Origin of the sequence: Photorhabdus heterorhabditis (assembly GCF_001280945.1) — a bacterium.
GTDB classification, from domain to species: Bacteria; Pseudomonadota; Gammaproteobacteria; order Enterobacterales; family Enterobacteriaceae; genus Photorhabdus; species Photorhabdus heterorhabditis.
This window is the reverse complement of record NZ_LJCS01000023.1, coordinates 13,385-36,287: the sequence shown is the minus strand read 5'-3', so window position 1 is coordinate 36,287 and position 22,903 is coordinate 13,385. Positions and strand designations below refer to the sequence as shown.

General features: G+C 47.2%; 6 protein-coding genes. All 6 read left to right on the top strand.

Annotated features, from left to right (window positions below; translation table 11 throughout):
* Positions 1 to 6 precede the first annotated feature (6 nt).
* Positions 7 to 6,117 (top strand): non-ribosomal peptide synthetase, encoded by a 6,111-nt coding sequence (locus tag AM629_RS09990; RefSeq protein ID WP_054478534.1) that lies wholly within the window; start codon positions 7 to 9, stop codon positions 6,115 to 6,117.
* Positions 6,114 to 16,610, top strand: a complete 10,497-nt coding sequence (locus AM629_RS09985; RefSeq protein WP_054478532.1) for a hybrid non-ribosomal peptide synthetase/type I polyketide synthase — start codon at positions 6,114 to 6,116, stop codon at positions 16,608 to 16,610. The genes AM629_RS09990 and AM629_RS09985 overlap by 4 nt, the downstream gene beginning before the upstream one ends.
* Positions 16,607 to 17,701 (top strand): Gfo/Idh/MocA family oxidoreductase, encoded by a 1,095-nt coding sequence (locus AM629_RS09980; RefSeq protein ID WP_054478529.1) that lies wholly within the window; start codon positions 16,607 to 16,609, stop codon positions 17,699 to 17,701. The genes AM629_RS09985 and AM629_RS09980 overlap by 4 nt, the downstream gene beginning before the upstream one ends.
* A 2-nt stretch (positions 17,702 to 17,703) precedes the next feature.
* Positions 17,704 to 18,507 carry a thioesterase II family protein gene (locus AM629_RS09975; RefSeq protein ID WP_235525446.1) on the top strand — a complete coding sequence of 268 codons (804 nt, stop codon included), beginning with the start codon at positions 17,704 to 17,706 and terminating at the stop codon, positions 18,505 to 18,507.
* 35 nt (positions 18,508 to 18,542) lie between these two features.
* Positions 18,543 to 21,443, top strand: a complete 2,901-nt coding sequence (locus AM629_RS25120; protein ID WP_152911994.1) for a salicylate synthase — start codon at positions 18,543 to 18,545, stop codon at positions 21,441 to 21,443.
* 246 nt (positions 21,444 to 21,689) lie between these two features.
* The gene (locus tag AM629_RS09965) at positions 21,690 to 22,898 is read left to right on the top strand and encodes an IS256 family transposase (protein ID WP_054478526.1); all 1,209 of its coding nucleotides are present in this window, start codon (positions 21,690 to 21,692) and stop codon (positions 22,896 to 22,898) included.
* Positions 22,899 to 22,903 lie beyond the last annotated feature (5 nt).

The window sequence follows — 22,903 nt, the reverse complement described above, 5'->3', positions numbered from 1 at the left end:
GTCTTCATGCATACGGACCTTCTCTCTCCAGATTCGCTGCGCCAGCTCGTATCTGGACTGTTTAATCAAAAAAATATTTTGGTGGACGATAACGACGATTTAATTCGCAATGGGCTGGATTCAATGCAAATAATGGCATTGCTAAACCAGTTTAGACGTCAGGGACATCGCGTCACTCTGCGCGAACTTTACCAAAAACCAACACTGCATGCCTGGAGCCAGCTTCTACAACGCCACGTCCCTGCCGCTCACGCAGTGTCCCAAAATGCAACGCCACAGCCACTGATTGCAGATGCTCACCCATTCCCATTGACAGCAGTACAACATGCTTATTTTGTTGGACGTTCACCGGAACAAACCTTGGGGGGGGTTGGTTGCCATTTATATCAAGAATTTGATGGTGTTGGGCTGGAACCTGACCAATTGGAGGCAGCGATTCATGCACTGATTCAGCGGCATCCGATGTTGCGCGTACGGTTTTTGTCAGAGGGTCGCCAGCAAGGTATGCCCAATGCTTACTGGAAAAAATTAACGGTTCATGACCTGCGCAACTTGACAACAAATGAACAACAACAAGCGTTGAATAACATACGTGAACAACTGGACCATCGGGTATTACAGGTTGAAAAAGGGGAAACTTTCGATATTCAGCTTAGCCTGTTTGGTGACAATCAACATCGGCTACATGCCAATATCGATCTACTGATCATGGATGCCGCCAGTTTCAGTCTGTTCTTTACTGAACTAGCAGCATTAATTACCAAACGCAACCTGCCCGCTATTTGTTCCGACTATGATTTTTGCAGTTATCTAACACAGTATCAGGCCCAATTTAAACAGGCTCGGCAAGAAGCAGAAATATTTTGGCGTAACCGGTTAGATGCCCTCCCCTCTGCTCCGCAACTTCCGTTAGCCAGGGAACCTTCCTTAATAAAAAACATTCGGATTCAACGCAGATGTTTCCGTTTAACGCCTGAACATTGGGAACGTTTTAAGCAACTTGCGCAACAAAATGGTGTTACGCCAACCATGGCACTCGCGACCGCATTTGCCGCTTTATTATGCCGCTGGAACAACGCAACCCGCCTGTTATTTAACCTGACGCTATTTGACAGAGCGCCACTGCATACCGCAATTGACAACATGCTAGCCGATTTTACCAACATTCTGCTGTTGGACATTCCCGGTGATAATTTACCGTTCTGCCAACTGACTCAGGATGCACAAGCAACCTTTGCCGAAGCTTACGAGCATCGTCACTGGTCTGGTGTAGAAGTTTTACGTGAACTCAAGAAACGTGGTAGCCACCCACATGGCGCGCCAATTGTATTTACCAGCAATTTAGGTCGGCCTTTATATGGTGAAAATACCCGTGATGTTCTGGGAAAACCAAGTTGGGGAATATCACAAACACCTCAGGTATGGCTGGATTTCGTTGCCTTTGAACATGAAAATGCTCTCAATATTCAGTGGGATAGTAACGATGAACTGTTCCCTGATGGTTTAATGGATACCTTATTCACGGCTTATCAGGGACTGATTGAGAATCTGACGGAAAATGCCGCGCAGTGGAACGAAAAGCTACCGGATTTGATGCCTGAGTCGCAATACCATCTGCGACATCAAATCAATAACACGGCTGAACCACTACCAAACGCCCTGCTGCATGAGGCAGTGTTCATACAAGCAGAACGTACACCCAATGCTGTTGCTTTAGTGACTCATAATAAAAAAATGAGTTATGGCGAATTAAGTCTGGCAGCTCGCCGGTTAGCCGCCGTGCTGCAAAAAATGCCAGTTATGCCAGGAGACCGAGTTGCTATTAGCATGGGAAAAGGTATCGGACAAATTGTCGCCGTATTAGCCATACTTTACGCTGGCGGTGTCTACGTTCCAGTTCCTGTTGATCAACCATTAAACCGACGTCGGGCAATCTGTGAAAGTGCCGGGATCAATATCGTTATTATTGACGCTGAACATCAGAATGATGTTTGGTCACAAGATATACACTGCATGTCCTGGCATCAGGATGAACAATTATCTCCTTTAGCAAACATGTGCAAGTGTGCGGTGACTGATCCGGCCTATATCATCTATACCTCTGGTTCAACCGGGATGCCCAAAGGTGTGGTTATCAGCCACCAAAGCGCACTCAATACCTGTCTGGACATCAATCGCCGTCATCAAGTCCAAAGTAGTGACCGGTTACTGGCGCTTTCTGCCCTGCATTTCGACCTCTCTGTCTATGACATTTTTGGCATTCTCAGCGCAGGAGGCGCGCTGGTATTAATTAATGAAGCACAACGCCGCGACCCATCAACTTGGGAAATGCTGATCGAGCACCATAGCGTTACGTTGTGGAACAGTGTACCGGCGCTGTTCGATATGTTGCTGACCTATTGTGAAGGGATGGAGGTAGATGCGCCGAAAGCTCTTCGTACTGTGATGCTGTCTGGAGACTGGATCGGTTTATCACTGCCTGAGCGTTACCGTGTATTCAATCCTGATGGTGTATTAAGTGCTATGGGTGGCGCAACGGAAGCCGCTATCTGGTCGAATGAATATATCGTCAAACAAGTTGACGCACAGTGGTGCTCTATTCCTTACGGTTATCCTTTGGCTAACCAGCGTTACCGTGTCGTTGGTGAAGATGGTCGTGATTGTCCTGACTGGGTTGTCGGTGAGCTTTGGATTGGTGGTGCCGGTGTAGCATTAGGCTATTTTAATGATGAAGAGCGTACTTCTGCCCAATTCGTCGTCAATCAAGGAGAACGCTGGTACCGCACTGGTGATCTGGGCTGTTACCACCCCGCAGGCTGGCTTGAGTTTATGGGACGTCGTGATAGCCAGGTGAAAATTGGTGGATACCGAATTGAGTTAGGAGAAATTGATGCTGCCCTCAATCAGGTAACCGGAATCAGTAAAGGGGTCACTTTAGCTAGTGGCGAAAAAGAGAAATCGCTGGTGGCATTCCTTGAATTGGAAGGCGATACTTTATGCCAACGCGTAAATCGTGCGCCGCAATTACCCATAAGCTACCGTGATCTGTTTCCCTCCGCTCAGGCAATAACTGATGATAACCGTGAACCTCAAGTTGCCATATTTCTGTTAGAACATTTGTCTCGTCACGGTATTACGTTTACTTCACCTCAATCGCTCACCGATTGTCTGAAATACTATCAGCCACTGCCGGAATATCATGACTGGTTTGCCCGAATGCTGGCATATCTTTGTCAATGCAATCAATTAGCTGAATCGACACATCATATCTATCAGGCCGTATTGTCAGCCAAGACATTCAATAATGAAGCAGAATGCATCCCTGAACGCTGGCATTCTATGCTACGTGGCATTCTTACCGGGCAACAGTCAGCCGTCACATTACTTGATGATCCGCAATTCGCACCGGAACAACAGCTGTTTATACTACCAGAAACCCAGCAAGGGTTAGCAGGATTGAAACAGGTCATCATTGCCCTTTCCCAACGGTTACAACGCCCTGTTACTTTGATGGAGTTCGACGCCCGCAGTGGTCTTTGCGCTCAATGGCTGGCAGAACATATCACTGACCAACATCTGTCTTATCTCGGTTTTGAACGTTCTCAAGCACTACTCAACCAGATGCAAATACGGTTACGTGATCACAGGCATGCGTCAGTACAGCATTGGTCAAAAAAATGCGGGTCAGAACAAATTCCAGAATCGCTACAGCATCAGGCAGATATCATCCTGCTAAACAATGTGTTACACCGCGAGCAAGATCCAGCAAATTGTATCAAGGCGTTGATGCCCCTGGCACAACCCGGTGCGTTGGTGTTGGCAATGGAGTTGCAACAAGCTTCGTCTCTCTCTCTGATGACAACGGAATTGCTCTCACCTCACGGTATTCAGCTACGCTCTGCGTCACAGTGGCAGCCTCTTTTACCACTACCCGCGGAAACACCTATTACCATTGGCAATCTTAGTGTGTTGTTGATGCAAACAAGTGACAACGTCACTATTCCTGATCGGGAAAAAATTAAATCCGTACTGGTACAACATTTGCCGGGATATATGATCCCACAACGTTTACATGTTATTCCGCATCTGCCCTTGACACCTAACGGCAAAATCGATCGTAAGGCGTTATCACAAACCCTGCAATCCACGACAAAAACAGCCGTGTCACACCAGAATGAAATGACCTTGTTGAATCCGGTGGAACAAACCGTTGCCAACATTTGGCAACGTCTGTTAAATACCGAGCAGTTAAGCCGCAATAGTGACTTTTTCCAACTTGGCGGTGATAGTCTTCTGGCTACACGTTTGATTGGTGAACTGACACAACAAGGCTTCAAAAGCGAACTTGGTCATCTTTTCCGTAACCCGCAATTGGCGGCGTTTGCTGCCACACTTGCTCCTCTGTCTGAAACTGCATCAGAAACCTATTCAATCCCAGAAGAACAAGATCAATATCAACCTTTCCCATTAACCGAAGTTCAGCAAGCTTATCTGGTTGGACGCCATCCTGGTTTTGCCCTAAGTGGTGTTGGTGCCCATTTCTTTATCGAATATCGGATAGAGCAGTTAGATGTTCAACGTTTAAACCGGGTATTAAATCTCTTGATCCAGCGTCATCCGGTGCTTAGAACTGTTGTGATTAATGGACAGCAAAAGATATTGAAAGATGTCCCGACGTTCTCAGTTAAACAACACCAATTTACTGACATTACTGAGGCAAATACATTACGTGAACGTCTGTCACATCAGGTCTTAGATGCCAGTCACTGGCCAGTGTTCGATTTCCAACTTGCACAATCCAACCGCCTTGTCTCCCGGCTATTTGTCAGCCTGGATAATTTGTTACTAGACGGATTGAGCATGCAGATATTGCTGGCTGAATTAGAACAGCTCTATCTCGACGAACAGCACGAATTGCCGCCACTGAAAGTCACATTTCGGGATTGTGTGTTACGTCAGCAACAAACGCCGATAAATCATAGCTCACTGCAATATTGGCAGGAGCAAGTGAAAACATTGCCACTGGCCCCGCAATTACCATTACGTATTGCACCGGAAAGTGTTCAATCCCCGCGCTTTGTACGCTATAGCGATCGGTTATCTGCACATGAGTGGAATCAGTTAAAGCAACACGCTGCTCCCCATCAGATAACCCCTTCTGCGCTCTTAATTGCGGCTTATGCGGCTGTTTTGTCCGCATTCAGCACCAAACCGGAGTTAACTCTCAATCTTACCCTTTTCGATCGTCCGCGCTGGCACGAGGACATCAATCACATTCTGGGTGATTTCACTTCACTGTCACTACTGGCCTGGCATCCTGAAAACAATTGGTTATCAAGTACACGGCGACTGCAACAACAGTTATGGCAGGATCTGGATCACCGGCATATTTCTGCTATCAGAGTGATGCGTGAACTGGCGCAGAGCCGTGGCCCCGATGCTGCCATTATGCCAGTCGTTTTCACCAGTGCATTGGGAACACATGAAGGACAATTCCTTTCGCGTTCATCATGGATGAAACCGGTTTGGGGTATCTCACAAACGCCACAAATCTGGCTGGATCATCAGGTTTACGAATCTGACAATGAGCTTTGCCTAAACTGGGATGCTGTCGAAGAATTATTTGAGCCGCATCAGTTACAAAACATGTTCAACAGCTATATGACGCTATTGCGTACCCTCGCGTCACAACCAGAAAGTTGGCATTCAACGTTGGAACAACTGATGCCACGCCAGCAATGCCCAATGGTTGCAGATAACGCTACTGTTGTTACTGCATCATCACCGCGTTCAGAAGGACTCGATCCCCAAATATGCAGTGAAATTCAACACCTGTTTTTATCGGTAACAAATCATCCTATTAATGCACAACAAAACTTTTTTGAGGCAGGAGCCAACTCGCTACAGCTCATTCAATTGCACGGTAAATTACAACAGGCGGGTTTCCATCACCTTGCCGTGACTGATTTATTTGCTTATCCAACACCAGAGACGCTCAGTTTGCGCTGCCGAAAGGATGCCTACGACGGAAATTGCCAGTCGATTACCCCTCGTCAGCGTCAACAACAAAAGCGTCTGCAACAACGGGAAAAACGTCATAAAGGAGCTGCACAATGACTGATTTAACGCCTCACTACGATAATTGTGATCCCGTCGCAGTGATTGGCCTTGCCTGCCGCTTTCCTCGGGCACCAGATAGCCATGCTTTCTGGCATAACCTGCAACATGGGGTTGAGTGTACTGCCGCACTCTCCCGTCAAACATTATTAGATGCAGGTATTCCTCCTGAAGTCATTGATAGTGAAAACTTTGTCAATCAGGCCGCGATACTGGAGAACGCGGAACAATTTGACGCCACGCTGTTTGGCTATTCACGCCAGGAAGCAGAGATGCTCGATCCTCAACAGCGTCTATTCCTGCAAACGGCCTGGCATGCTCTTGAACATGCGGGTTATGCGCCGCGTAATATACACCTGAAAACAGGTGTTTTCGGTAGTAGCCGGGTCAGTACTTGGCCTTCATGGTCACAATTCACGATGACCGATGTCGGCAAAGTCAAAGGGCTCCAGGCACTAATCAGTAACGATAAAGATTATCTTGCGACACGTACTGCCTATAAATTAAACCTGAAAGGTCCTGCACTCACGGTACAAACAGCGTGTTCAAGTTCACTGGTTGCCGTGCATACGGCTTGTGAGAACCTGCGCGCCGGTGAGTGTGACATGGCACTGGCCGGTGGTGTGGCCGTTTCTTTCCCACAAGAAAGTGGTTATTTATATCAACCCGGAATGATCTTCTCACCTGATGGACATTGCCGCCCCTTTGATAGCCAAGCAAATGGCACCTATGGCGGCAATGGTGTTGGTGTTGTCACGCTAAAACGTCTGAGTGATGCATTACGCGACGGTGATCCCATCATGGCGGTATTACGCGGCAGTGCAATTAATAACGATGGCAACGAAAAAGTTGGCTTTACTGCACCTTCGGTTAATGGTCAGCGCAGCGTTATTACCGAAGCATTACAACTGGCCGATGTCAACATTGATGATGTTGGCATGATTGAAGCACACGGTACAGGCACACCTCTTGGCGATCCCATCGAAGTTGACGCATTACGTAGCATATTCGCTGATCGTAGTGTGGCAGTATCGCCCTGTTACCTTGGCTCAGTAAAAAGCAACATAGGCCATCTTGATACTGCCGCAGGCATTGCCAGCTTGATTAAAGCGGTTCTGTCTGTCTGGCATGGTTACATTCCGCCAACTATCAATGTACAGCAACCAAATCCGGCATTACGGCTGGAACAAAGTCCGTTCAGACTGGCAACTCAAGGACAGCGCTGGACGCAAGAATTGCGTACCGCAGGGGTTTCTTCATTCGGTATTGGCGGCACTAACTGTCATATTGTGGTGCAATCATTGCCCGAAGAATTACAGCGGCGCCGTGCCCATAATTCACAAACTTCGCCGTTACTGCTCTCTGCTGCTTCTGAATCCTCGTTGCGTCAATTGGCACAACGTTACGCGACGGCACTCAATGATGCGCCAGAGCATCATGCAGATTTGGCCTGGACCGCATTGCAGGGGCGCGACCTTTCACTCCCTTGGCGCTTAGCACTGACATTGACCCCACAAAGTGCGGCAAGCCTGTCCACCTTTGCGAACAATAACCCAACGCCAAACATTTTTAGCGGGCAAGTTAATAGCGAAAGTAAACAACTCTGGCAATTCAGCGGCCAAGGCTGTCAATGGTCTGGCATGGGAAAAGCCATGTATGCCAGCTCTCCTGTTTTCTCGGCTATGTTGGATCGTTGTTGTGCGGCCTGTACATCCGAGTTGGCATTACCATTAAAAGCAGTGATGTTCGGAGAGCATGATGCCGCATTAGCCACCACCGAATACGCACAACCGGCAATTGTGGCGCATCAAATTGCGCTGGCAGTACATTGGCAAGCGCTTGGATTAAAGCCTGATTACGTACTGGGACACTCCGTCGGAGAATTTGCCGCTGCGGCTGTTGCCGGGATTTTCACGCCTGAACAAGTGATGCCCCTAGCCGCGGTACGGGGCAAACTGATGCAAAAATGCTCTCAGGGGGGAGCAATGCTGGCAGTTTTTGCCAACGAAGAAGATATTCTTCCCTTTACCCATTCACTGGCATTGGATCTGGCGGTTTGCAATGGCCCGCAACACTGGGTTTGGGCCGGTACAAAGGCGGAAATTGATATTCTGGCACAACGTCTGGAACAACAGCAGATCCGCTGCCAGCGTCTTAACGTTGCCTGTGCAGCACATTCAGCCATGCTTGATTCAGTTCTGGATGCATTTTCCCAGCGCTGTAACGGCTTACAGCCGATATCGGGAGAAATTCCGCTGATTTCCACCCTGACAGCGAATATTGCAACTTCTGAACAATTAGGTTCACCAGACTACTGGCGTAACCATATGCGCCAGACTGTGCGCTATTATCAAGCAGTTGAATTTGCCCGCCAGCAAGGTGTTGCATTATTCGTCGAGTTTGGTGCTGATGCCCAGTTAACGGGCATCGGGCGGCGTGTCAGTCTGCCACGAGAAACTTGGGTTGCTGGTACACAGCGTCAACGTTCCCCTGAGACCGCTCAGCAAACAGCACTGATGCAACTTTACTGTGCCGGTGCACATCTTGATTGGCAGCACCTTTTCCCGCTCACCGGGGAAAAATGCCATGCGCCACTCTATCCATTTGATGAACAGCATTACAGCTTCCCTGTGGCTGAATCTGTGCCGCTCGCAGCCAATATCAATACCGGGCTTGATGCCAATTCCCTGCTCGATCCTGCCATTGAGCAAAACGCCGATGCGGCAACCCTACAAGCACTGTATACCGATGCATTGGTATATCAATGCATCGGGCGTAATGCAGAACAAGGTTTCAGTGCCATCGACACGATTCGGGCAGGCCGGCTGCAACCTTGCTGGCGTCCTTTGCTGGAACAATTATTGACTTATTGTGTCCAGCAAGATTATTACCGGGAAGTTACCGGACCAACGACAAGTAAAATGTATCGTCCTCACAATGCCCTGCCGTATGCCAAACGCCGGTCATTGGAGGCGAGTTTACTCGCGACTTTCCCCGCATTGATTTATGCTGGCGAACGCTTATTCGCTCTGTTGAGTGATCGTGCCGATCTTTCCTGCCAATTTGTGGCAACACGATCCATGACAAAATCATGGCTCCCTGCACCACAGCCATGCCCTGAGACTCATTATGCCCTGCATTGGCGTACAATAAACACGGCGGATAAACAGCAATCTTCAACGGCATATACCCTCCGTTCCTCAATTGCAAATGGCGAGATTATTAATCACTGGCGTCAGGCAGGTATTAATTTACAGCCTGAAAGCGGAAATACGTTATTACTGCTCGAAGGCAATGATGTTATTGAATTATGTGATCAGGTTATTAGTGCATTAAAAGACAACGAAACAGCACCGTTAACCGTTGTAACCTGCCGCGCTCAACCGGAAACCACCTTATCAAAAGAGGATATCAACCCAGCTCAATATGCTGTCTGGGCGTTGCTACGTGTCGCGGTTGAAGAGTATCCCCATCGTCATATTCAGGCGATTGATATTGCTGATATCAACAATGTTAACTCCTTGTCATTGGCACTCGGCTATTTGAATAAACACAACCGCTGGCTGAGAGTACGCGGGAATCAAGTCTCTGTACCTGTTTTACAACGTCAACCATTACCGTTATCACAACAATCACCGTTATCACAAAAACCGATGTCGATTCCCCATCAAGGTTGGCACATTGTTACAGGTGGTATGGGCGGTATCGGTCAGATTTCTATCCGTTGGTTACTAACGCAAGGCGCCCGTAAAATAGCTGTGTTTGCCCGTCGTCAAAATGCAGACTGGGATGCTTTTGTACAAGAGTTGTCACTGAGTACCGAATGTGAAATACGTTGGGTTCACGTTGATGTCACTGATACACCAACCCTGTTAAACGCAATACAAACGCTGGCACAAGAAGATCGTATCGCCGGTGCGATTCATGCGGTAGGAATAGCGGATCATACCCGGCTGGCAGAACTTGAGCGTCCACGTCTGTCACAGATGTTATCCGTCAAAGCTCAGAGTGCATCGACGTTGCAAGCGGCGCTCCAACAACATCATGCACAATATCTACTGCTTCACGCTTCTGCCGCATCAATGCTAGGTGCTCAGGGACAAGGTGCTTATGCAATCACCAACGCTTGTTTGGAATCTTTAGCACTGACAGCATCAAATCAATTGACGGTAAAAGCGTTGGTTTGGGGCGTTTGGGGTGGTATTGGTATGGCTAGCGACCGACGATTAGTAGAAAAACTGGCGCAAGATGGCATGTTACCGTTCAGCGCAAATGAAGGTATCTGGCATTTCAATCAGTCTCTGCGTACCGCATTCCCTTGCTATCTGGCAATGCGATTGGATGAACATCATCCTGATATTTTGCGCCGCTTACAGGCTGATATTACCCAGACGGCTGATAAGTCTCCTCCTGCACGCTCTACTGATAACACGCTATATCAGGACAGTGAACAACGGCTCAATTGGTTGCGTCAACGTGTCGCAACATTATTGCGCTTAGAACAGCCTGAACGTTTGGAACCACAACAGGATTTATTGCAATTCGGTTTAGACTCCCTGCTGTTCCTGGAGCTGAATGCGGTCATCCACCAGCAATTTGGCTTTAGATTAACCGCTGGAGTGGCTTATCAGAATATGACGCTGAAAGGGCTGAATGAGCTGATTGGCGACGCATTGCCTGAACAGCCAGTAGGCTCTTCTCAACCTAAAATCATGATTGACAGTTCCCAGCGTCATGCACCATTCCCTCTGACGCCAATTCAGCACGCTTACTGGATTGGTCGTACTCAGGCCATTGATTTTGGTGGTGTAGCTTGTCACGTCTTATTTGAATGGGATCTGGCACTGGATAGTTTTGATATCCCGCGTTTTGAAAAAGCATGGAATGCTTTAATTCAGCGTCATGGCATGTTGCGCATGGTCGTGGATGAAGATGGGCAACAAAGGATTTTGCCTGAAACGCCCTGGTATGCTTTATCACAGGATGATTTGCGTACACTGAGCAACACCGCTTGCGAACAAACACTGGCTCAGCGTCGCCATACCCTGTCCTATCACGTACCACCTGCCGAACAGTGGCCATTGTTTGAAGTCTCTGTTTCGCTGCTACCGAATGAACATTGTCGCTTACATATGAACTTGGACCTGTTGCAGTTTGACGTACAGAGTTTCCGGATCATGATGGACGATCTACAACTTGCCTATCGCCAGCAACCATTGGCTCCACAAGCATTTACTTTCCGCGACTATGTGATGGCAGAACAAGCGCAACGTGCAAGTAAAGAGTGGCGGGCATCGTGGGCATACTGGCAGGAACAATTACCTTCACTGCCCCCAGCGCCAAGATTACCGTTGAACCCACAGCTGCACCAACGTAGTCAGCCACAATTTACGACTTATGAAGGTCGATTGGCACAATCTGACTGGCAGATACTGAAACAAAGCTGGAAAAAATGGGGCGTGACGCCTTCTGCTGGCCTGCTGACACTATTTGCGCATACACTTGAGTGGTACAGCCGTCATCCGCTGTTTACCCTCAACCTGACATTCTTTAACCGGCAGCCTTTTCATCCAGAAGTTCAAAATCTGATTGGTGATTTTACCTCGGTCATGTTGATGGATTTTGATTTACGCAAGACAACCTCCCTGCGTGCCAGCATGGAAAAAACCCAAGCCTTGCTCTGGCAACGACTGAGCCATCACCATGTCAATGGTGTTGAAGTATTGCGGGAACTTGGCCGCCGACAAAGCCAACAAAATAATAAAGCTCAAAGCAGACAACCTCTGACACCCATAGTTTTCACCAGTATGTTAGGAATGGTTCAGGAAGGGGTCGCCATCAAACAATCCATCACTCAATTACTGGGCGATCCGGTCTTTGTTCTGAGCCAAACTCCGCAAGTCTGGCTAGATCACCAAGTCATGGAAGTGGATGGTAATCTGCTATTTAACTGGTATTGCATGAATGACGTGCTAGAGCCGGGTGTTATTGAGGCGCTGTTTGCTGCTTATAACGCACTTTTAGTACAAATTTGCCACCCGTCTGAACACATAGAACATTATGATCTTCATACGCCACCTGCCGGACATACACGTTATGATTTCTGGTCACAGCATCCTGAATCCAGTTATGACCTGATTATGGCAGGTAACGTGTTACATGATGGCATCCACCTAAGAATTCAGCAGCAACAGCAATTACCGCTGATAGTGACAACTAAAGAGAGCATAACCACAGAAGATGACCAACTCCATGATATTGAACAGCAAGTCATCACACTCTGGTGTTCACTGCTTTCTCAACCCATACAGCGTCACAGTGACTTTTTCCAAAGTGGCGGTGACAGCTTAATTGCTACCCGAATGGTGGTGCAACTACGCCGCCAAGGTTATAAACAAGCTAATCTGCAACAACTGTTTGAACATCCTAAGTTGCGTGAATTTTGCCGTACTTTGCGGATAGTCGAGACAAATTCAGCGCCACCTGCCACACCACATCAAACTGAACCAGCAGCAGAGCAAACTCTGCCACTCACCGCACTGCAATACGCTTATTGGTTGGGAGAAAGTCAACTGTTTCAGTTTGGTAACGGTATCGCCCATTTCTACGCTGAACTGGCTATCAACGGGCTTGATCTGCCTCGTTTCACCACTGCCTGGCACCGTGTGATCAGCCATCATGGGCAATTACGCGGTTATGTGAAAGATGGGCAATATCATATTCTGCCAGAAGTGCCCTGCTATACACCGACGGTCATTGATTGCCGTAACATGATGCCGAATGAGCACGAGACACAGTTGAGTAATGCCCGTGACACACTGCGTACTCAAGGGGTTCCCAGCGACAACTGGCCGCTGTTTAACTTAACGCTCTACCATACTGATGACCGGACACATCTATTACATTTGACTATCGACCTGCTGGTGGTCGATGGAAAAAGTTTAACGTTAATCTTACGTGATTTACACCATTGGTATCAGGAACCTCACTGGCAGCCAGAGCCGCCAGCGGCGACTATTGCTGACTATATTCAAGCACTGGAGAATGAAAAAACCGGAGAAACCTGGCAACAAAGCCGGCAATACTGGCTTGATCGCTTACCTTCACTTCCTGATGCTCCGGTGTTACCACTGAAAGATCACCAATCACAGCAGCTCGATCAACAGAGCCTGACAGGATATATCAGCCCACAACAATGGCAGCGTTTGCAACAACGTGCAGCAAAACACCGGGTATCCCCTTCACAAGTTATGCTCACACTATTTGCCCATATTCTGTCGGTATGGAGCAACAACGCGCATTTCACTATCAATGTCCTGCATAGCAACCGCCTGTTAATGCCACAACATTGCGATATGTTAGTCGGCAATTTGTCTACCACATCATTGTTGGAAGTGGATTTACGCAATATCACAGGCTTCGGTGATGCCGTAAGCCGGATACAAAGGCAGTGGTTATCGGATCTTCAACATGCACTGTTTGACGGGCAATTGGTACTCAGAGAGAAAAATCAGCATCATCACAACTTGAACGCCGGAATGCCAATCGTATTCAACGATACGACCGGTATTGCGGTTAAAGGGCTATCAGGGTTAGGAACACTAAATCTTTTTGGTGCACAAACACCCCATGTTTATCTTGATTGTATGCTAATTCCCAGCACAGAGGGGGGTGTCACCCTAAAATGGACAATCTTGCCGCAACTGTTCCAGCCACAAGTTGCAGAAAACATGTTTGCCCATTATCAAGCCAGTATCGTTGCTCTGCTCGAACCGGATTACCAATGGAGCGCCCCACTTCCTGACTGGCTGCCGGCAAGTGATCGCACGTTGTGCCAGAACAGCAATGCGACAAAAAACATATTTCCACCACACACCCTTTGTTCGCTAATTGAACAGGCAGTAAACCGTTACCCACAACACACTGCGGTTGTCGATGCCTCTCGTCAAATCGACTATCACACTTTGTGGTCACAAAGCCTGACACTGGCGGCTCATCTGCAAGCGCAGGAAAATCAGACTTCATCTCTGATTGGCGTAGTGATGGAAAAAGGCTGGGAACAGGTTGTCGCGGTGATTGGGATTTTATTAGCAGGACGAGCTTATCTGCCTATTGATGCGAGTTATCCGCAACAGCGCATCCATCAGCTATTAGCCTCAGGAGAAGTTGATACCGTACTGACCCAACCTAAGTTTATTCAACAGATAAGCTGGCCTGACAATGTGCAAGTCATCTCTCTGGATGAAACATTACTTAACCGCTTACCTGTCAATCCCGGTGAACATAATTTATCCATACACCCTGAGGATTTGGCTTATGTCATCTTCACCTCAGGTTCTACCGGAAAACCAAAAGGCGTGATGATAGATCATCAGAGCGCGGTCAACACCATCCTTGATATTAACCAACGCATTGCACTCAACGAGTACGATAGCGTGCTGGCAATCTCAGAGTTAACATTTGACCTCTCAGTTTATGACCTATTCGGCCCGCTGAGTTGCGGAGCAAAACTGGTTATGCCTGCTCCTGGTGACAGTAAGCAGCCCGATAAATTACTGACATGGTTACAACAAGAATCGGTTACCGTTTGGAACTCTGTTCCGGCATTTATGCAACTGCTTGAGGAATACGCCCGAAGCTACCCACATTCCTTGGATAGTCTGCGCTGGATATTAATGAGCGGTGACTGGATACCGACCCATTTGCCGGCAAAATTATATGCTCTCCACCCTGAACTAAATCTTCTCAGTTTGGGCGGTGCTACCGAAGCATCGATATGGTCTATCGCCTATCCTATCGCACAAGTTGATCCAAATTGGCGTAGCATTCCCTATGGTAAACCTTTGGCTAATCAGACTTTCTATGTGCTTAATTCCGCGCTTTCACCTTGCCCGGTCTGGGTAACCGGTGAACTTTATATTGGCGGCCAAGGACTGGCACTGGGTTATTGGGCCGATTCAGAAAAAACTGAACAAGCATTTATCACACATCCTCAAACCGGTGAGCGACTTTACCGCACTGGTGACTTAGGACGCTGGCGACCAGACGGTAATATCGAATTTCTGGGACGCAATGATCACCAGATTAAAATTCGAGGCTACCGGATTGAGCTGGGCGAAATTGAGCACTGTTTATGTGAGCACCCTGAGATACAGCAAGCATTAGTGTTTGCTCATACGACGTCAACTGGCGCATTGCAACTCGTCGCGGGCTTACGTTTAACTGACAACGCCCCCGTATCTACAGAGCTTTTACCGATACTGCCCCACTGGTTGCAACAAACCTTGCCGGTTTGGATGTGTCCACAGCGATTTATCATTCTTGATACGATCCCCGTATCAGATAACGGTAAAATCAACAGGCGCACATTGGTTACTCTGGTTGAAGCAGCGCAAGAAGTTAATTCAATGCCATCGGCAACGATTCTCAACGCGACCGGACAAGCGGTATTAAGCCTTTGGGAATCGGTATTAGAGCAACAAGGTATCAACGTGCATGAGAGTTTCTTTACTCTTGGCGGAGATTCCCTTGCGGCAGTACGGCTAATGGTGAAAATCAACCAGACGTTCAATCGCCAATACCCGCTCAGCCTGCTACAAACTTACGATACCGTACATTCATTGGCTGAATTTATTGAACATCAACCGGAAGATTCTTGCCAGGGTGTGATACTGAACAAAGGAAACGTTGAGCAACCTGCTTTATTTATCGTACATCCTATTGGTGGTCATCTACTGGGATACCGCCATTTGGCGGCTAATTTCAACACCCAACGTATGATTGGGTTAGCATTTGCGCCAGATAGCCTGAATACCGATAAGCCTTCCGTTGCTGCGCTGGCAACTAACTATATCAATCAAATCCGTAGATTCCAGCCTAAAGGACCTTATGCACTGGCGGGTTGGTCTTTCGGTGGACTCGTGGCCTATGAAATGGCGCATCAGTTACGGGCTGTGGGTGAAAGCGTTTCTCATTGCATCCTGATTGATAGTTTCGCGCCAAATATACGCACTGATTTGACTCTGAATGATGCATTCTGCCATCGTCATTTCCTGCTCGATTTACAGGGGCAATTCCCTGATTTGGAGCTGGATAACGGCGCTATCGCAGCTAACACTGAAACATTCCTTCAAGCACTACACGCAGCCTTGCCACAATCTGCACAAATTGATAGCTCGCTGACGGCCCTTTACTCGGTGTGGCGCCATAATCTGAGTGCATTGCTTAACTACTGTCCACCGCAGACTTCACAGCCTTTCTGTCTTATCCGGGCAGTACAGGCATTACCTGATTTTATGGATTACCTTGATCCAACCACAATCACCTCAAGGGATCTTGGCTGGCAGGCTTTCGGGCCAGTTAATGTGACACAGCTTGATGGTGATCATTACAGTCTATTCCAACACAAACATGTCGGCTCTCTGGTTACCTGTCTGAAAGACATCCTGAATCCAGTTCCAGCTATTGAGCCAGTTAAGGAGGAGAACATATGATAAAGCCACGGCGAGTTCTGATTGTCGGTTCAAAATTTGGCGAACTGTATCTTAATGCGTTTCTACAACCTCGGCCAGATCTGGAATTGGCTGGGATTCTGGCGCAAGGAAGTACCCGTTCACAACAACTTGCCCGTGATTTCAATGTGCCCCTATTTCGCTCATTAGATGAACTGCCAGACGACATCAATATTGCCTGTGTGGTCATACGTGCAGAGGTTATTGGTGGCAAAGGTGACCAATTAACCCAGGCATTATTGACGCGGGGTATTTCTGTCATTCAGGAACACCCGCTTGATGCCGAAGCCATCAAAAGACACCAGTTAGCCGCCAACCAACATGCCGCTATGTTTTGGGTAAATAGCTTTTACAGTCAATGCCATGCCGGTAGAAGCTGGTTACATGCGGCACAACAAATCAACCAATTATCACAGCAACGTCCGGTAAGTGGCTATCTGACAACCAGCCGCCAGTTACTATTTTCCGCACTCGACCTGTTATTACAGGCATGTCATTGCCCGGAACAAATAGAGATAGTTTATGTCGGTCAACGGAGCAAGGCATTTCATTGCTTTGAACTCAGCTTTGCTGATACAACGATAACGTTAAACGTTCAATCCTATCTGGACCCCAGTGATCCAGACATGCATAACCTGGTCATGCATAAAATGACGCTGATCTGGCCTGCCGGTTATCTTACGCAGGAAGCCAGTTATGGACCGGTTATCTGGACGCCAGTTCTTCATGCGCCAAATCATCTAAATAATGAGCAAAGCTTTTACCTGAATGCCAGTCAGCCGTATGGAGCTTATCTGCATCAGACAACATCACAAATTCTTTGTCCGGCAACCAAAAACTGGATGACAGCATTTGAATGTGATGGTGCTGAAGGTGTAGCGTTTCTACTCAATACCTTAAGTTCTGTATTAAATGGCGCTCTCTGCCCCGCTGCTTTTGCCTACGGCTACCAACTACGGCTGGCAGACTTATGGCAACAAATTTTACGCATTATGGGAGAGCCTGTTACCCAGGATTTATCACCTCCAGTCTGGATTGATCCAGCCCAATTGATGCTAACTGAGGAAAAATAGTGATGACGTGGCTACTCCCTACACACCCGATGATTCGTCCATGCCTGACGACTCACGACAAACCGAAATACACATTGCTAATCTGCCCCTTTGCCGGGGGCAGTAGCAGTGCATTCCGCCAATGGTTCACATTGGAAAATTCAGATATCGCGGCTTCACTGGTGATTTACCCCGGACATGACAGTCGTATGAATGAACATGCTGCCACCCGGATTGAGCCATTAGCACAATCACTTGCCGATCTGATCGTATCATTCACTCCTGCACAGAGAGAGAACTTGATACTGTTTGGTCATAGCATGGGCGCTCAGGTCGCCTTTGAAACTTGCCAACGCCTTGAACAGCATAATTGTTCTCTCAAAGCACTAGTACTTTCGGGGTGTCATGCACCCCATCTTCAATCCCACCGCCAACTGAGCGGATTGCCTGATCATGAATTCATTGAACAGCTGATTGATATCGGCGGTTGCAGTCCGATGTTACGAGAAGATCCCGGATTACTTGAGTTGTTCTTACCCATGCTACGAGCTGACTTTTTTGCTACAGAGCACTATCACCATGTTATTCAACCTGATTCAGTAAAACTGCAAACACCAACGCTATTGCTTTATGGCAACGAAGACCAAGAAGCTTCTGCTATGGAAGTTCAGCAGTGGCATCATTGGCTTGCAGATGACTCGCAAAACCTTTCGTATTGCTGCCAGGAAGTTGCCGGCGACCATTTTTATATTACTCAAGATCCTCAGAGCGTTATTCGTCACGTTACACAGTTTATACAATATGTCTATTTACAGGAGTTCGCATAATGGCACCTTTTTCTATCCTAGGGAAAACACTGACTATGACGCCAGACTATCTTTGGAATGGCAAAACGCTGGACCAACAACTTGCCGGTTGGTCTAGTATCTGGGGTAATAAAACAGCGCTGATCTATCAAGAACAACAGCTAACTTACCGCGAATTGCACCAATCCGTAGAAAGATTGGCCAGTGGATTATTTCACCGTGGAATACGTCGTGGTGATAACGTCATAGTACAACTGCCTAACCGCATCTCCTTTGTCATCACCTGTTTTGCTTTGTTCAGACTGGGTGCTCATCCAGTGTTATTAATGCCTACACAACGGGCACATGATATTCATGCGCTTTGCCAGATTGCGCGCCCGGTGGCTTACATTATCCCTGATTGTATTCATGGTTTTGATTATCGGGAAATGGCGCGGGAAGTGGCGGCATCTTGTCCCGATCTGAAACACATTATCGTTGATGGAGAAGCGGAGGAGTTTACCGCATTAGCATCCATTGATGATGAACCGCTCAATGTTCCTGGACCAACCTATAGTGATATTGCTGTCTTGTTACTTTCAGGCGGAACAACCGGTACACCGAAATTAATTCCGCGTACGCACGACGCCTATACCTATGATTTTGTCCTCTCTGCCCGTCTATGTGCGATAAATACGGACAGTGTTTATTTAGCCGTATTGCCTGTTGCCCATAATTTCACCTTAGGCAGCCCCGGTATTCTGGGTACCCTTTCCCAAGGGGGATGTGTACTCTTGAGTGATACCGCCAGCTGTGATGAAGCCATGCCATTGATCGAACGGCACAAGGTGACACATTTAGCATTAGTTCCCGCTCTTGCACGCCTCTGGGAACAGGCCCGCGACTGGGAACAAAGCGACCTTTCATCCTTGCGTTGCTTACAAGTCGGTGGTGGCAGGCTCACACCGGAACTGGCTGAACAGGTCATGATACGCCTTGGTCCTTTGCAGCAAGTATTTGGTACAGCAGAAGGATTACTCTGTTACACCCGATTGGACGATCCCCACGAGGTCATCATTAATACCCAGGGGCGCCCGCTGTCAGAAGAAGATGAGATCAAAATCGTCGATGCCAATTTGCAACCTGTTGCACCCGGTGAGGTAGGTGAACTTATTACACGAGGCCCCTACACCATTACCGGATATTATCGTGCAGAACAGCATAATGCCGTCGCTTTTACCACTGATGGATTCTACCGTACCGGCGATCTGGTTCGTATGACTTCAAATGGCAACCTGATCGTTGAAGGTCGAATTAAAGAGCAGATTAACCGCAGTGGGGAGAAAATTTCGACGCAAGAAGTTGAAACATTGTTGCTGCAACATCCTGACATTAATGACGCGGTTGTCATTGCTGTTCCAGATGAACTATTGGGTGAACGCATTTGCACCTGCCTGCTCAAGAGTGGCAATCAACCAGAACCCGCACAGATACAGGCATTTTTGCATCAGAAAGGCGTTCAACGCCATAAAATCCCTGATCAATGGTTGTTTGTGGCGTATTGGCCATTAACCACTGTAGGAAAAATCGACAAACGCCAATTAATACAGATGGCACAAGCAGAACATGGCCATCCAATGCAGCAATATCATGAACACACTATCGCTATTACCCGTAATCCGTTAGATCTCATCACTCATTTGCTCTCAGATGATAATGATTCACAACCTTGTACGCTCTATGAAGCAAAAGATGAATGGTCATTGGGGATGGGCTGTGCCGCGACTATAAGTGTAAATGCATCGGGACAATTGATTGATTCACAAGGTAATCATCATCCATACGATATTAATACATTAAGTCAAAAGCTTGAGCAGGCGCTTAATGCTCTCCCTATCAAAGACTGGCGTGCTTATGGAAGAACACTATTTGAGTTTTCCCATATGACCTATGGATTACCATTAGAACAACAAGATGAAGCACTCATTAAAATCACTATTCCACAGCATGAATTACGCATAACTCAAGGACAGGTTCTGATACGGACACTTGAAGAAGATCAGATCGCTATATTGAGCGAGAAAATCATGCAAGCTGATCAATCAAGCACACCGGCTTTCCCATATACAAAACATATGGAAATTATCAATACATCAGACGCGGCAAAACATTATCAAGCTAACGTAGCGAATGCGGTTAAGGACATTGCCGAAGGTCACTACCAAAAAGTGATCCTGTCACGCAAAGTAGAGCTTGGGTCCAATATTGATATGACACATAGCTACTGGTTGGGCCGTCAGGCTAACACGCCTGCCCGCTCTTTCTTCTTACGTGATGAAGATTTCTCTGCTTATGGTTTCAGTCCAGAAACCGTGGTTGAGGCGGATGGTTCAGGTTGGGTCAGCACCCAACCACTGGCAGGTACCAGAGCATTGACCCATGACAAAGAGCAAGATCAACAGCTACGTGCAGATTTACTTTCTGACCCGAAAGAAATCTCCGAACACGCAGTTTCTGCCAAACTGGCATTAGAAGAATTGGCGCCGATTTGTCAGACTGAAACGCTTTGTGTGTCAGAATTTATGGCTATTCGTGAACGTGGTTCGGTACAACATTTGGCATCACGAGTAAAAGGATTACTACAAACAGACAAAAATCGTTGGGATGCGTTCATCGTCCTATTCCCGGCAGTCACTGCTTCGGGGATACCGAAGAAACCTTCTTTACAGGCAATTTCACGCTATGAAGGTGAACCCCGTCGGCTCTATAGCGGTTGCGTCATGTTATTAGATAGCTCAGGTAAACTGGATGCCGCGCTGGTATTACGCTCTCTCTATCAACATAAAGGACGCTGTTGGCTTCAGGCTGGCGCGGGGCTAGTCAGAGATTCCAAACCAGAAAGAGAATGGCAGGAAACCTGCGAAAAACTTGACTGTATTATGAAATACGTTCGCCCTTATTCCGAAAAAGAAGATTAATAACACTGCGGGAAAAATCTGGACCCGCTCTGATTTTTCCTGGGTAGTTAATCTGTAACAAAATAGTCGCTCATCCTATGAAGGAGAAAGCAATACGGATGAGCGTACTGTACTATTCCTGTATTGGCTATTTTTGCCCATCCCCCGATAGGGTTCAAAGTTGATGATGAAAAATGGAGACTGTAATTTAAATTGTGTATTTGCCTGCTTTTGATATGTTACATCCAACAACAAAGCAGGCATATTATGGACGAGAAAAAACTTAAAGCACTTGCAGCTGAATTTGCAAAAGGCATCAAAACGGAAGCTGACCTTAATCAGTTCACCCGAATGCTGACTAAACTTACCGTCGAAACTGCATTAAATGCAGAGCTGACTGAGCATTTAGGGCATGAAAAAAATGCCGCTAAATCAGGCTCTAATACTCGTAATGGCTATTCCTCTAAAACGTTACTGACCGATGATGGCGAGTTTGAATTGACCACGCCACGGGATCGTGAAGGCAGCTTTGAACCTCAATTAATCAAGAAGAATCAAACTCGTATTACGCAGATGGATAGCCAAATTCTCGCCCTCTATGCTAAAGGCATGACAACGCGTGAAATCGTGGCAACGTTCAAAGAGATGTACGATGCGGATGTCTCTCCAACACTGATTTCCAAAGTCACAGATGCAGTAAAAGAACAAGTTCAAGAATGGCAAAATCGCCCCCTGGAGTCACTGTATCCCATTGTTTATCTTGACTGTATTGTTGTGAAAGTGCGACACGACGGTAGTGTTATCAACCCGTCAGTTTTTCTTGCACTTGCGATTAATACTGACGGTCATAAAGAACTTCTCGGTATGTGGATAGCTGAAAATGAAGGGGCTAAATTTTGGTTATCGGTGCTTACTGAGCTGAAAAATCGGGGTGTTCAGGACATTCTCATTGCGTGTGTTGATGGTCTAAAAGGTTTTCCTGACGCGATAAATAGCGTTTATCCACAAACTCAGATCCAGTTATGCATCATCCATATGGTGCGTAATAGCTTAAAATATGTCTCATGGAAAGATTACAAAGCGGTAACCGCCGGACTGAAAACAATTTATCGAGCAGCAACAGAAGCATCAGCATTGATAGCACTCGATAAATTTGCTCAAGCGTGGGATGACAAATATCCACAAATCAGCAAGAGTTGGTACGCCCATTGGGAGAATCTAAACATGTTCTTTGCCTATCCCGAAGATATCCGTAAAGCCATTTATACGACGAATGCAATAGAATCCCTCAACAGTGTGCTCCGCCATGCGATTAAAAAACGTAAGGTATTTCCAACGGAAGATTCTGTGCGTAAAGTTATCTATTTGGCGATTGAATCAGCTTCAAAAAAATGGAGCATGCCGATCCAAAACTGGAAACAAGCGATGAGTCGTTTTATTATTGAGTTCGGTGACCGCCTGGACGGCCACATTTAATGAAA